The sequence below is a fragment of the Nocardia sp. NPDC050408 genome, assembly GCF_044458905.1.
GTDB lineage: Bacteria > Actinomycetota > Actinomycetes > Mycobacteriales > Mycobacteriaceae > Nocardia.
This window is the reverse complement of record NZ_JBITIL010000023.1, coordinates 70,764-85,866: the sequence shown is the minus strand read 5'-3', so window position 1 is coordinate 85,866 and position 15,103 is coordinate 70,764. Positions and strand designations below refer to the sequence as shown.

Genomic DNA, 15,103 nt, shown 5'->3' with positions numbered 1-15,103 from the left:
CTTGCTTCAACTGATTTGGTCGATGAATTCGAACAGCTCGCGGTCGTCCGCGGATTCGAGACTGTCGGCGCCGCCATCCAGGTCGAATCCGTCGGTGTCCTTGCCTTCGAGCTCACGCAACAGTGCGGTCAATCTGCTCGCGATATCCGACCGGTCCACAGCCGACAGCTCGGCCGTGGCGCAACTGCGCACCAGCGACGCGATCTCGGCCGCGATACGTTCCGCGGGGTCGTCGACCGGAACGATCTCCTGCCGGAGGAAACCGGCCAGCGCCTCCGGGGTGGGATAGTCGAACATCGCGGTCGCGGACAACTGCACGCCGACAGCCGACTTCAGCCGGTTGCGGAATTCCATCACGCCGAGCGAGTCGAACCCGATATCGCTGAACGGCTTGTCCGGCGGGGTCGAGTCCGCACTGGTGTGTCCCAGCACGGCCGCGGCCTGGGCCCGGATCACGTCGAGGATGACGCGTTCCTGTTCGGCGGTCGAGCGGCCGAGCAGTTGCGTCGACCAAGACACGGAGCCACTCGATGCCGCCGACGGTGCGCTCGTCGTATCGACCACCCGGCGGCGCGCTGGCCGCGACAAGCCACGCATGACCGCGCGCACATCACCGGGATGTGCCTCGCCGAGGGCGGTCCGGTCGATCCGGACCGCCACGAACGCCGACTGCCCGCCCGCCAGTGCGGCGTCGAACAATTCCATGCCGTCCTCGTCGCCCAGCGGAAGGAGACCTTCGCGCCGCAAACGGGCGACGTCGGCCGCGCCGAGCGTGCTGGTCATACCGCCGCTCTGCTCCCATGGCCCCCATACCACCGACGTCGCGGGCAGACCGGTCACCTGCCGGTGTTGCGCGAGCGCATCGAGGAAGACATTGGCGGCCGCATAATTCGCCTGGCCCGGATTGCCGATCAAGCCCGCGATCGAGGAGTAAAGCACGAACGCCGACAGATCCAGGTCCTTGGTCGCCTCGTGCAGATTCCAGGCCGCATTCACCTTGGGCCGCAACACTTTCGCGATCTGCTCCGGCGTCATGGTGGCGAGCAGACCGTCGGCAAGCGCACCCGCCGCATGCACGACAGCGGTCAACGGATGCTGCGACGGTATGGCCGCCAACACCGCGTCCAGTGCGGCTCGATCGGCCGCGTCGCACGCGACCACGTCCACATGCGCACCGAGCGCGGTCAGCTCGGCGGCGAGTTCGGCCGCGCCGGGGGCTTGGGGACCGCGCCTACCCGCCAACACCAGCCTGCGCACACCATGGACGGTGATCAGGTGTCGTGCGGCCACCGCGCCCAATCCTCCGGTGCCGCCGGTGATGAGAACAGTGCCCTCGGGCCGCAATGGCACCGGCACGGTGAGCACATTCTTGCCGATATGCCGGGCCTGACTCAGGTACCGGTAGGCCTGCGGCGCTTGCCGCATATCCCACGCGACAGTCGGATACGGCGCCAGAGTGCCGGCCTCGAAAAGCTCGACCAGCGTGGTCAGAATCTCGTGCAGCCGATCGGGACCCACCTCCATCAGCATGAAGCTGTGGTAGTCGACCCCCGGATGCGCGGCGGCCACCTCGACCGGATCACGCCGGTCCAGCATGCCCATCTCGACGAACCGGCCACCGCGCGGCAGCAGTCGCAATGACGCGTCCACGAATTCGCCTGCCAGCGAATCCAATACGATGTCGACACCGCGACCGTCGGTGGCGTCGAGGAACTTCTGCTCGAAATCCAAGGTGCGCGAGTTGCCGATTTCAGCGTCGTCGAACCCCGAATCGCGCAACACATTCCACTTGGGCTCACTGGCGGTGACCAATAACCGCAGGCCCAGGTGCCGCGCGAGTTGCACGGCCGCCAGCCCGACACCACCGGTCGCCGCATGCAGCAGCAGCGTCTCGCCAGGTTGCGCATCGGCCAGGTCGACCAGGCCGTAGTAGGCGGTCGCGTAGACGATCGGAATCGCCGCGGCCTGAGTGAACGACCAACCACGCGGCATCGGCGCGAGAAGTCGGCGATCGACCATCGCCACCGATCCGACACCCGGGATCAACCCGAAAACCCGGTCGCCAGGTGCGAATTCGGTCACATCCGGTGCGACCTCCAACACGACACCGGCTCCCTCGCCGCCGGGCCGGCCAGCCTTGTCGGGGTAGGTGCCGAGCGCCATCAGTACATCCCGGAAGTTGAGGCCGACCGACCGCATACTCACCCGGACCTGTCCTGCCGCAAGTGGTTCCAATGCGGTCGGATGGTCGCTGAAGGTGAAGTTGTCCGCGGTCAATGTGCCCTTGTCGCGCAGAGTCAGCGCCCATGCCTTGGTATTTCGCGACGCGAGGTCGAGAGCGTTCGGATCACCGCGGTTCAGGCGCGGCACGTATGCCTTTCCGTGCCGCAGGGCCAGCTGGGGTTCCTCGCCCGCAGCCGAGGCCATGGCCACAGCGGGCCGATAGTCCGGCCAGTCTTCGACATCGACGAGGATGATCCGGTCGGGGTTCTCACTCTGTGCGGTCCGCAGCAGACCCCACACGGCTGCCGTCGACAGGTCCACTGGCTCGTGGGGATGTACCGCGACCGCCTGCCGGGTCACCACGACGATGAGCCGGTCCTGCGTCAGCAGCCGCCGCACCTGCGCCGCGAGGTCGGTGACCAAATCCCGCACTGCCACCGGAAGCTTGCCGTCGACGGCCGGAGAGCCGGTGCGCGACAGCTCATTCCATCGCCGATCGTCGAGTCGCAACACCGTCGCGTCCCGGCCCGCGATCGTCGCGGTCTCACCGTCATCGGCGGGACTCCAGGCGGCGGCGGTGAGCGCACCCGCAGGCTCGGGTAGCGCGACCCAGTTCAGCTCGTAGCCGACGCCGTCGGTGCGACGGTGCGCCGAACCGAGCGCATCGGTGGACAATGTCCGCAGCGTCAGTGCACCGATGTCGGCCACGGCCATGCCCGCCGGGTCGGCCAGGGTTACGGTGATCCGCTCACCCCCAGTCCCGGACCCGGTCGCGGCAGCACGGACCCGCACCGTGGTCGCGCCGGTCGCATACAAGGCGATGTTCTCCCACGAGAACGGGACCGCGATCGCACCGGCCCGGGTGTCGGGAACCAGCCCACCGAGCAGGACCGCGTGCAGCGCGGCATCCAACAATGCCGGATGCACACCGAAGGCCGAGCCGTCCGATCGTGCGGACTCCGGCAGTACGACCTCGGCGAACACCTCACCGTCGTGCGCCCACAGGGCGGTCAGTCCGCGGAACGCCGGTCCGTACTCATAGCCCCGCCCGGCCAGATCCGCGTAGGCGTGATCGATCGCTATCGCCGTCGCCTCTGCGGGCGGCCAGCTCACCGGACCCGATTCCACCGGGGGCGTGTCCGATCCGACTGTGACCGTTGCGACAGCGTGGCGAATCCATTGTCCCGCAGCATCGTTCGGCGAGCCTGAAGCGTCGCCGTTCGACCGCGAGTACATCGACACCGTCCGTGCGCCGGTGTCATCCGGTCCGCCCGCTACGACCCGCAAGTCGACAACCCCGGTGGGCGGTATCGGCAGGGGCGCCTCGATCACCAACTCCGCCAGTCGCGGGCAGTCCACCACTGCTCCCACGTGCAGGGCCAGCTCCACAAGCGCGGCACCGGGCAGCAACACCACCCCGGTGACAGCATGATCGGCCAGCCAAGGATGACCGGCTCGCGACAGCCTCCCGGTGAACACCACATCCTCGGAGTCCGGCAACCGCAGCATCGCGCCCAACAGCGGATGCCCCGCATCGTCCAGGCCCGATTGCCATAGGTCCGGCGCGTCGACCGGCCGCGCCCAGTAGCGTCGATGCTGGAACGCATAGGTAGGCAACGTCATCCGATGCGTGGAGCGGCCCGCATACAGCGGCGTCCAGTCCACCCCTACGCCGACGACGGCGGCCTGTGCCAGCGCGGTCACGAACTGCGTCGGCTCGTCCACCGAGCGTCGGGCGGCCGCGACCACTGTCGATTTGGCTTCGACAGCGGGGGTTTCGACCAGGCATTGCTGAGTCATGAAGGCCAGCACAGCATCCGGTCCGATCTCCACGAATCGCCGCGCACCCGCCTCGACCAGGGTGTCGATGCCCGGCGCGAACCGGACGCATCCCCGCAGCTGCTCGACCCAGTACTCGGGATCGGTCAGCTCAGCAGCGACCACGACCGCCGAAACGTTCGACACGATCGGCAACAACGGCTCCCGATACGTCAATCCCGCGGCGACCGAACGGAACTCGTCGAGCATCGGCTCCATCAATACCGAGTGGAACGCGTGACTCACTCGCAGCCGGGAGGTTTTCACCTCCTGCCTGGCGAACCGATCAGCGAGTTCGTCGATCGCGGACGCATCCCCGGACAGCACCACCGACGACGGACCGTTCACCGCCGCCAACGACACCCGCCCGTCATACCCGGCGAGCACCTGCACCGCGTCGTCCTCCGGGACCGCGACCGCGAGCATGGCACCGCCCTCCGGCAAGGCCCCCATCAAGCGACCGCGCGCCACAACGAGCGCACACGCATCCTCGAGCGACCACACCCCCGCCACGTACGCCGCGGTCAACTCCCCGATCGAATGCCCGATCAGCAGATCCGGTGTGACACCGAATGATTCGATCAGACGGAACAACGCCACCTCGAACGCGAACAACGCTGGCTGGGTGAACTCGGTCCGATCCAACACGCTCTCGGTACCGGCGAACATGAGAGCTTTCAGCGATCGGCCCAGCAGCGGATCGACCTGCGCGCAAACCTCGTCCAAGGCCGCCGCGAACACCGGGAACGACTTGTACAGGCCCGCGCCCATCCCAGCCTGCTGCGCACCCTGCCCGGTGAACAGGAAGGCCGTCTTCCCCGAACCCGCCGTCCCCGCGATCGTGCCCGGCGAACCCGCCGCCACATCCGCCAGACCCACCAGCAGCTCGTCCCGATCCCGGCCGACGACGACCGCCCGTCGGTCCAGTAATGCTCGCGAGTCCACCAATGACCGTGCCGCCGACCAGATGTCGAGCTCCGGGCGATCGGCCAACCACGCCCGCAACCGCTCGGCCTGCGTCCGCAGACCCTCCTGCGACTTGCCCGACACCGTCCACGGCACCACGGCGACATCGATGTCCGGCCCGGCCGCACCACGCTCAGGCGTCGAAACCGCCTGGGCCGGTGCTTCTTCGATAATCACGTGCGCATTGGTGCCACTGATCCCGAACGACGACACCCCGGCCCGGCGCACCCTGTCGCCGACCGGCCACGCCTGCGCCTCGGTCAACAGCTGGACATCGCCCGCAGACCAGTCCACGTGCGGGCTCGGCTCCCGCGCGTGCAATGTCGTCGGCAGAGTTCGGTGCCGCAACGCCTGCACCATCTTGATCACACCGCCCACACCCGCCGCCGCCTGCGCGTGACCGATATTCGACTTGAGCGAACCAAGACGCAGCGGTTCTCCCGCACGGTCCTGCCCGTAGGTGGCGATCAGCGCCTGCGCCTCGATCGGGTCGCCCAGCGCCGTTCCAGTACCGTGCGCCTCCACCACATCCACGTCGCGCGGATTCAACCCGGCATTCGCCAGCGCCGCCGCGATCACCCGCTGCTGCGACGGGCCATTCGGCGCCGTCAAGCCATTGCTCGCGCCGTCCTGATTAATCGCACTGCCACGCACTACGGCTAATACGTCGTGGCCCAGCCGACGTGCATCCGACAGGCGCTCCACGATCAGCACCGCCGCACCCTCGGACCACGCGACACCATCGGCCGCGGCCGAGAACGACTTGCACCGGCCGTCTGTGGCCAAACCACGCTGCCGCGAAAACTCCTGGAACACCATCGGTGTCGCCATTACCGTCGCGCCACCGACCAAGGCCAGCGAACTCTCCCCCTGACGCAGCGCCTGGCAGGCCAGATGCAGCGCCACCAGCGACGACGAGCAGGCGGTATCCACCGTCATCGCCGGGCCCTCCAGACCCAGCGCATAGGCCACCCGCCCGGAAGCCACGCTCCCCAGGCCGCCGGTCAGGACATACCCTTCGACCTCGGGCCCGGCCTTACCCGTCACGGCCTCGTAGTCCTGGTACATCACGCCCGTGTAGACACCGGTGTCGCTGCCGCGCAACGACGTCGGGTCGATTCCCGCGTGCTCGAGCGCTTCCCAGGACACCTCGAGCAGCAACCGCTGCTGCGGATCCATCGCCGTCGCCTCGCGCGGGCCGATCCCGAAGAAGCCCGGATCGAAATCACCTGCGTCATAAAGGAATCCACCGCGACGGGTATAGACCGTCCCCGGCTTGTCCGGATCCGGATCGAACAGCCGCTCCAGATCCCAGCCACGATCCGCCGGGAACTCCCCGGTCGCATCCCGGCCGGAAACAACCAGGTCCCACAGCGCATCCGGCGATTCGACGCCGCCGGGGAACCGGCAGGCCATGCCCACGATCGCGATGGGTTCGTCCACGCGCACGCGGCGCGAAACCGGTGCCGTCCTGGAACCGGAATCCGTTCCCTCGATCGTGGAGTGCAGCAGGGTGGCGACAGCCGCGGCGGTGGGGTGGTCGAAGACCAGGGTGGACGGCAACTGGACACCGCTGGCCTGCGCCAGCCGGTTGCGGAATTCGACGCCGCCGAGCGAGTCGAATCCCAGTGCGTCGAATCGCTCGTCGGGGCCGATGTCTTCGGCGGAACCGTGTCCGAGCACGGCCGCCGCGTGCTCCCGAACCAGGTCGAGCACCACCTCGGCGCGTTGGGCCCGCGGTACCCGGCTCAGTCGTGTGGCCAGTGAACTCGACGCGGCGGCGGTCCGGTTCGTGGTGCGGGGCAGGAAACCGCGCAGCACCGTGGGCACCGCACCGGTGCCCGCTTCGCGCCGCAGCTCGGCCGGGTCGAACCGAATCGCCGCCAAGTGCGCGGCGGCGCGACCGGTGGCCGCATCGAACAGCCGCAGACCTTCGTCGTTCCCGAGTGCGTGGAGACCGAGCCTTTCCCAGCGGGCGACGGCGCTGCGGTCCAAGCCACCGGTCATGCCGCCAGCGGAGTTCCAAGGCCCCCAGCCCAATGAGATCGCGGGCAACCCGTCGGCACGGCGACGGTGCGCCAGCGCGTCGAGGAAGGCATTGGCTGCCGCGTAGTTGCCCTGTCCCGCCGATCCGATCGTTGCCGCGATAGACGAGAACAGCACGAAGGCCGACAGGGCGCGGTCGCGAGTGAGTTCGTGCAGGTGCCATGCCGCCGCGGCCTTCGAGCTGAACACCCGCCGCAGTTGCGCGGTGGTCAGGCCCGCGAGGGTGCCATCGTCGAGGACACCGGCCGCATGGACCACGCCGGTCAGCGGATTCTCGACCGCTATCGAATCGAGCAGGGAACGGAGGGCTTCTCGATCGCCCACATCGCAGGCCGCCACCGCGACAGCGGCGCCGGATGCCGACAGCTCGGTAACCAGTTCTTTTGCGCCGCTGGCAGTTTCACCACGCCTGGACACCAGCAGCAGGTGGCGGACCCCGTGCGCGGTGACCAGATGTCGAGCCACCAGTGCGCCGAGGCCACCGGTGCCACCGGTGATCAGGACGGTGCCCGCGCCGAACGACGGCGTCGCGGAGCGAGTCGATGAGGGGTGCTGGTCGGGCGACGGGTCGGCATCGTGCTCCGCTCGCGCTCGCACCAGTCTGGGCACGAGCAATGCTCCGGCGCGCACCGCGGCCTGTGGTTCGCCCGCCACGAGCACCGCACCGACGAGTGTCGAGTCATCCATGGGCGCAACTGCCGACGGGTCGGAGTCGAGGAGAATGAACCGGCCCGGATATTCGGATTGGGCGCTGCGCATCAGGCCCCAGACGGCCGCCGCGGCGAGATCTGGTGCCTCGCCCGGCAGCGCGGCACCGTTCGCGGTAACCACGAGCAGCCGCGTGTCGGCCAGACGATCCGCTGCCAGCCAGGACTGCACCGTCGCCAACACCATTTCCAGGTACTCGCGAACGATCGCCGGATCGTCGGCCGCGGCGCTGTCCTGCGGATGCCAGATTACGACATCTGGAATCTCTTGTGCCGCAGCGAGTTCCGAGGGGCTTGGATAGCAGGTGCCGATTCCGGCAACCGGTTCCGAACCGAGTACGGCCATCCGGTCCGCGGACACACCCGGTGTCGCTGCCGACGCGGGCGTCCACTGGACCTCGTAGAGGTCGGCGATATCCCCGGCCAGGGTGCCGCGCAGCTGTTTCACGTCATAGGGCCGCATGACGACCGCGTCGACGGACACCACGGGCCGTCCCGAATCATCAGTGGCCGCAAGGGAAATCGTCTCCGGTCCGCGCGTCGTGGCGATGACCCGCAGCGTCGTCGCTTCGGCCAGCGGCCGGTGCAGCCGCGCTCCGCCCCAGCGGAACAGCAACCGGCCGGTGTCCGGATCTCCGTCCTGATCGCGCCACAGGAGCCCAGCGAGCCCGGCGTGCATCACCAGGTCGAGCAGCGCCGGATGCAGATCGAATCGCTCCGGTTCGGGCGCGGCCGCCGTATCCAGGGTGACCTCGGAGAAGACGGTCGCACCCCGCTGCCATGCGGCGCCGACACCGAGCAACGCCGGGCCGTACTCGAGTCCGGATACTGTGGCGATCCGCTCGGGAATCCATGCCGGGTCGAGAGTTTCGGCGTCGATCGGCGGCCAGGTTTCGTCCCGCAACTGGTCCAGCAGCGCGTCATCGCCGTCTGGCGAGGGCGCCAGTACACCGCTGGCGTTACGCACCCATTCGCCCGCTCGGCGACCACCCTGACGGAAGTAGAAGCTGAACTGCCGTCGCCCGGCCTGGTCCGGCTCCCGCACCGACACCTGGAGTTCGACCTCATCGTCTTCCGTCGGCGGTATCGGAGCCTCCAGGGTCAGCTCCTCCACGACGCCGCAATCTATGCTGCTGCCCGCGACGAGCAGGAACTCGACGAGGGCCGCGCTCGGCAGCACCACGGTGCCGTAGGTCATATGGTCGGCGACCCACGGGTGGGTCGCCAGCGAGAACCGGCCGGTGAAAACGAACTCGTCCGTGCCGGCTACCGGCACCACACCGGTGAGCAACGGGTGGGCAAGGGCGTCGCCGGTGACTTCGGGGCGCGGCGGCAACCAGAAGCGCTGGTGTTGGAAAGCGTACGTGGGCAGGGGAACTCGTCGTATCGCCCCGCGACGCAGCAGTGGCGTCCAATCCACCGGCAGCCCGGATGTGTGCGCGTGTGCCAGCATCATCGCGAACTGTTGGGGCTCATCGTGATCCCGGCGCGCGGCCGCGGCCACAACCGAGGTCGACTCCGCGTCCTCCGCAAGCGTCTGCCGGGTCATCGCCGCCAGCACCGCGTCGGGCCCCACTTCCAGGAATCGACGCACACCCGAGGCGATCAACGTCTCGATGCCCGGCGCGAATCGCACCGCGGCCCGCACCTGCCGAACCCAGTAGGCGGGTTCGGTCACTTCGTCACCAGCAAGCCGACCCGACACATTCGAAACCAACGGCAAGCGAAGCCGGTTGTACGTCAAATCCTTGACGACAGACTCGAATTCGACCAGCATCGGCTCCATCCGATGCGAGTGGAAGGCATGGCTGACCCGCAGCCGTGACGTCTTCACGCCACGCTCGGCGAATCGTGCCTCGATTTCGCCGACCGCGTCCTCGTCACCCGAGATCACCAGAGCCGCCGGCGCGTTCACCGCGGCGACCGACACTCGGTCGGGGTATCGGGCGACAACATCGTTGACTTCGGGTTCGGACGCCGCGATGGCCAGCATCGCTCCGCCCTCGGGCAACCCACCCATGAGACGTCCGCGCGCCGCCACCAACCGGCACGCGTCCTCGAGCGACCACAGGCCCGCGAGGTACGCGGCAGCGACTTCTCCGATCGAATGGCCGATCAACACATTCGGGGTGACGCCGAACGACTCCAGCAAGCGATACAGCGCCACCTCGAAGGCGAACAGCGCGGGCTGGGTGAACTCCGTCCGATCCAGCACCGCGACACCGGTATCGCCACCAGCGACGCCGGTGAACATGACCGCTTTGAGCGAGCACTCCAATACCGGATCGAACTGGGCGCACACCGAATCCAACGCGTCCGCGAATACCGGGAACGCGTCGTACAAGCCTGCACCCATACCGATCCGCTGTGCACCCTGACCGGTGAACAGGTATGCCGTCTGCCCCGTACCGACGACGCCGCCGATCACACCGGTACCGGTACCCGATTCGGCGAGATCCGCCAACCGCTCGAGCAACTCGCCCCGATCGCGACCGAGGACCACACTGCGCGAATCCAGCTGTGCCCGCGACGTCGCCAGCGCATAGGCCGCATCCGCGATGTCGATCTCCGGCCGCTCGGACAACCACGCCCGCAACCGGGCGGCCTGGGCACGCAGACCCGCCTCGCCCTTACCCGACACCAGCAACGGCGTCACCGCCACGGTGATTTCGGTGTCGTCCTCGGCGGCCGCTGCCGGTGCGGCAGGCGCTTCTTCGAGGATCACATGCGCGTTGGTGCCGCTGATACCGAACGACGACACACCTGCCCGGCGCGTCCGAGCTCCGGCGATCCACGGTTCGGCTTCGGTCAGCAGACGCACCGCGCCCGCGGTCCAATCCACATGCGGCGACGGTGTTTCGGCGTGCAGTGTCTGCGGCAGCCGCTCGTGCCGCATGGCCTGCACCATCTTGATCACACCGGCCACACCTGCGGCGGCCACGGTATGGCCGATATTCGATTTCAAGGAACCGATCCGCAATGGTTCCCGGTCGCCACGGTTCTGCCCGTAGGCCGCGATCAAGGCCTGTGCTTCAATCGGGTCACCCAGGGGCGTGCCGGTCCCGTGCGCCTCCACGGCATCCACATCGGCCGCCGAGATCCCCGCATTCGCGAGGGCATGCGCGATCAACCGCTGCTGCGACGGACCGTTCGGCGCGGTCAGACCGTTGCTCGCGCCGTCCTGGTTCACCGCACTACCGCGAATAACGGCCAGGATGTTGTGTCCGAGCCGCTGCGCATCCGAAAGCCGCTCCAGCACAAGGATGCCCGAACCCTCCGACCACGACACACCGTCGGCGGCAGCCGAGAACGCCTTGCAGCGGCCGTCCGGCGACAGGCCGCGCTGGCGGGCGAAGTCCACGAACAGATATGGGCTGGCCGCGACCGTCACGCCACCGGCGAGCGCCAGCGAGCTGTCGCCCTGGCGCAGCGCCTGGCACGCCAGGTGCAATGCCACCAGCGACGACGAGCACGCGGTATCCACCGTCACCGCCGGACCTTCCAGGCCGAACACGTACGCGACACGGCCCGAGATGACGCTGTGCGAAGTGCCGGTCAGCCGGAAGCCCTCCAGGTCGCCGGTCACCCGCCGCGAGTAACCCGATGAGCAGGCACCGGCGAATACGCCGGTATCGCTACCCCGCAACGAGGTCGGGTCGATACCCGCGTCTTCCAGGGCTTCCCACGATGTCTCCAGCAGCAACCGCTGCTGCGGATCCATCGCCGACGCTTCGCGTGGGCTGATGCCGAAAAAGCCTGGGTCGAAATCGCCTGCGCTGCTGAGGAATCCACCGTGGCGGGTGTAGACCGTGCCCGGTTTGTCGGGGTCCGGGTCGAACAGCCCGTCCAGGTCCCAACCCCGGTCGGTGGGGAATTCGCCGATCACGTCCCGGCCCGCGGTCAGCAGGTCCCACAGGTCCTCGGCGGACCGCACACCACCGGGGAATCGGGCGCCCATGCCGACGATCGCGATCGGTTCGTCCGTACTCGCGCGCCGTGATACCCGGTGCTTGCCCCGGTCGTTTCCGGTGACCCGGGCTCGCAACAGTGTCGCGACCGCACTCGCGGTCGGATGGTCGAAGATGAGCGATGAGGGCAGCGGCACACCGGTGGCCCGCATCAGCCGGTCCCGCAGCCGCACCCCGCTGACCGAATCAATGCCGAACTCGGTGAACGGCAGGTCGGGGTCAATTGATCGGGCCGAATCGTGGCCTAGTACGGCGGCGGCATGCTCACGAACGATATCGAGAACTACTGTGGCACGCTGATATTCGGGGGCGGCCAGCAGTTTGCGGGCCAGCGGGCTGTCGTCCCACGCATCGGTCCGCGCCCTGTCTTCGGGAATTCGGCCCTCGGAAATTTCGTGGAAGCCACCGGAAGTGACCAGCGCACCCGACCAGAGGTTACGGCGCTGGAACGCGTATGGCGGCAGATCGACCCGCGCCCCACCGGAGACCAGCGCGCGCGGATCCACCGGCATACCGGCGCAGTAGGCCTGTGCCAGCGACACGATGAACTGTTCCGGACCGTCCGCACCGCGCCGCAACGAGCCGACAACGGATACGTCCTCGGCCGCACCTGCCGCCTCGGCGGTCATGGCGATACCCATCGTGAGCACCGGATGCGGGCCGACCTCGATGAAGCCGGTGATACCGTCCCCGATCAGCGCCGTAACGGCATCGGCGAATCGAATCGGTTCCCGCTCCGACCGATACCAGTATTCGGCGTCCAGGTCCGCCGTATCCAACCGGTCGGCCGATACCGTGGAGAAGAACGGCACCGACCCGGATTGCGGGCGGATCGGTTCCAGTTCCGCGAGCAGCCGATCGCGAATCCGCTCGATCGCCTTCGAATGCGAGGCGTAATCGATCGGAACCCGGCGGGCCCATACAGCGTCGCGGGCGCAGTCGGCGAGGAATTCCTGCACCGCCGAAACGTCACCGGAGATCACACTTTGCGCCGGTCCGTTCACCGCCCCCAACGACAGCCGGTCGCCATACGCCGAAAGACGTTCTCGGACGGCATCCGAGCCGAGTCCGATCGAGGCCATACCACCCTGCCCGGCCAGCTCATCGGCCAGCGCCCGGGACCGGAGAGCCACCACACGCGCCGCATCGGACAGCGACAGTCCACCGGCAACGTGCGCGGCGGCGACCTCACCGTGGGAATGGCCGATCACCACGTCCGGCTGCACACCGGCTGCCCGCCACATCCGGGCCAGTGACACCATCACCGCGAACAGCACCGGCTGCACCACATCCACGCGATCCAGCGAGGGGGCATCGACCTCGCGACGCAGCACCGCCGTCAGCGACCAGTCCACGTAGGGCGCAAGCGCCGCTCCACATTCCGCGATCGACTCCGCGAAAACCCCACCCGAATCCAGCAGTCCGAGAGCCATCCCCTCCCACTGGCTGCCATTCCCCGGGAAGACGAACGCGACCCGCCGCTGCTCGGCCCGCCCGGTTGTCGGCTCGGTCGCCATAGCGGGCGCGGTCGGGTCGGCCATGGCCTTCAAACCGTCCAGCAGCTCCGCCCGATCCCGCCCGACAACGCTTCCGCGCCACTGCATTTGGGCTCGCATGGCCAGCAGTGAATGCGCCACATCGACCACATCCAGCTCCGGATGGCGTAGTAGCCACTCCCGCAGCCGGGCGGCCTGTGCACGTACCCCGTCCTCGCTGCGCGCCGACACCACCCACGGCACCGCAGCGGCCTTGCTGTCCACCGTGGACGCGGCGGCCCCGACGGCGGGCGCCTGCTCCACGATCACGTGGGCGTTGGATCCCCCCATACCGAACGACAACACAGCTGCCCTGCGTACGTCGGCCATGGGCCAGTCCTCGGTGCCCGTCACCACCCGTAAGCCCAAGTCCGCGAGCCGAATCCGCGGATTCGGCGGCTCGAAGTCCAGGCTGGCCACCAGTTCCCGGCGGCTCAGACAGAGCACGGTCTTGATGAGGCCCGCGATACCGGAAGCACCTTCCAGATGCCCGTCGACCGATCCGATGGCCAGCGGCGCTTCCTGCACCCGGCGCACACCATAGGTCTCGCCGAGCGCGGCGGCTTCCATCGGATCACCTGCGGGTGTTCCGATGCCGTGCAATTCGGCGTACTGCACCGACGGCGCCTCGAAACCTGCCGCGGTCAGAGCGGCGCGAATCGCCGCCGCCCGCGCATCGCGACTCGGTGCGCTCAGCTCGCGGCGTTCGTTGCCCGTGTCGACCGAACTTCCGCAGATCACGGCATGAACCCGGTCGCCGTCGGCGACCGCCTGCGCCAAGGGTTTCAGCGCCACAATGCCGCCGCCCTCGCCGCGCACGAATCCGTCGGCCAGCGCCAGGTTCAGTCCACCGGCCAGGGCCATGTCGCTCTCGCCGCTGCGCAGGCTCTCACATGCCAGATGAACAGCGACCAGCGCGGACGCCTGGGCGCTGTCGACCAGGATGCTCGGGCCGCTGAACCCGAAGTAGTTCGAGACGGGGTTCGCGATTTCGGCGATATCGGTTCCGGTGCAGCCGAGGAACACACCGCACCGCCGGGCATCGCGTGCCGTGGCGGCCAGGCCAGCGTCCTCGAGCGCCTCCCAGCTCAACTCCAGTGCCAGCAGCTGCCGCGGGTCGGTTGCCCGCGCCTCGTTGGGCGAGACTCCGAAGAAGTCCGCGTCGAACTCCCCTACGGTATCGACGAATCCGGCGCGCTCGGTGATGCTCTCCCGACCCCGGGGAGCTGCGCCGATCGCGGCGCGCCCCTCGCTGAGCAACTGCCAGTAACTGTCGAGATCGGCCGCCCCCGGCAGTCTGCAGGACATGCCGACGATAGCGACCTCGAACGCCGATCCGGTCACCTCTGAACATCCTTCCCAAGGCAGCTGGGACCCGCCCTAAAACCTTGGCGAGTGTGTTTGTTGTCCGCAGCAAAGGAATCAGACGATTCCTGCTCCGGACATAACGGTTTCGACGCGGTCGAGGCTCAGCGAAGAGCCCAGGAGATGCGGAGCGTCTTCCGCAAGCGACTTGGGGCCGGCGAGGAGATGGCGCAGGCTAGGCCAGGCTGGACATGGTGTGCCGCCGGACACAGTAGAGCAAATTATCAGCAAATAATGCTGGGGACTGGAGCGCTACGTGAGCACACCAGAGGGCCTAGGCGCACATAAGAACGCGTGGTGCCCGAAATATCCGCCGCTAGGTGCACGCATGGCACCTACGCGACAGCGATGTGGATCAGCGCAATGATCCCTGAGATTTTCGACCAGTAGAACACGATTCATCGTACTGAACAGTAATTTGGCGCTCTTGACCTTGTCAACCGGCCAGTAGCTTCCCAATGGTTACCGCGACCGA

1 protein-coding gene is annotated in these 15,103 nt (G+C 67.9%); it reads right to left on the bottom strand.

Features of this window, described 5'->3' with window-relative positions:
- Positions 1–6 precede the first annotated feature (6 nt).
- On the bottom strand, positions 7–14,607 hold the full coding sequence (locus ACIBJI_RS37705) for an SDR family NAD(P)-dependent oxidoreductase (protein WP_397087933.1): 14,601 nt from the start codon (positions 14,605–14,607) through the stop codon (positions 7–9).
- Between the last annotated feature and the right edge of the window lie 496 nt (positions 14,608–15,103).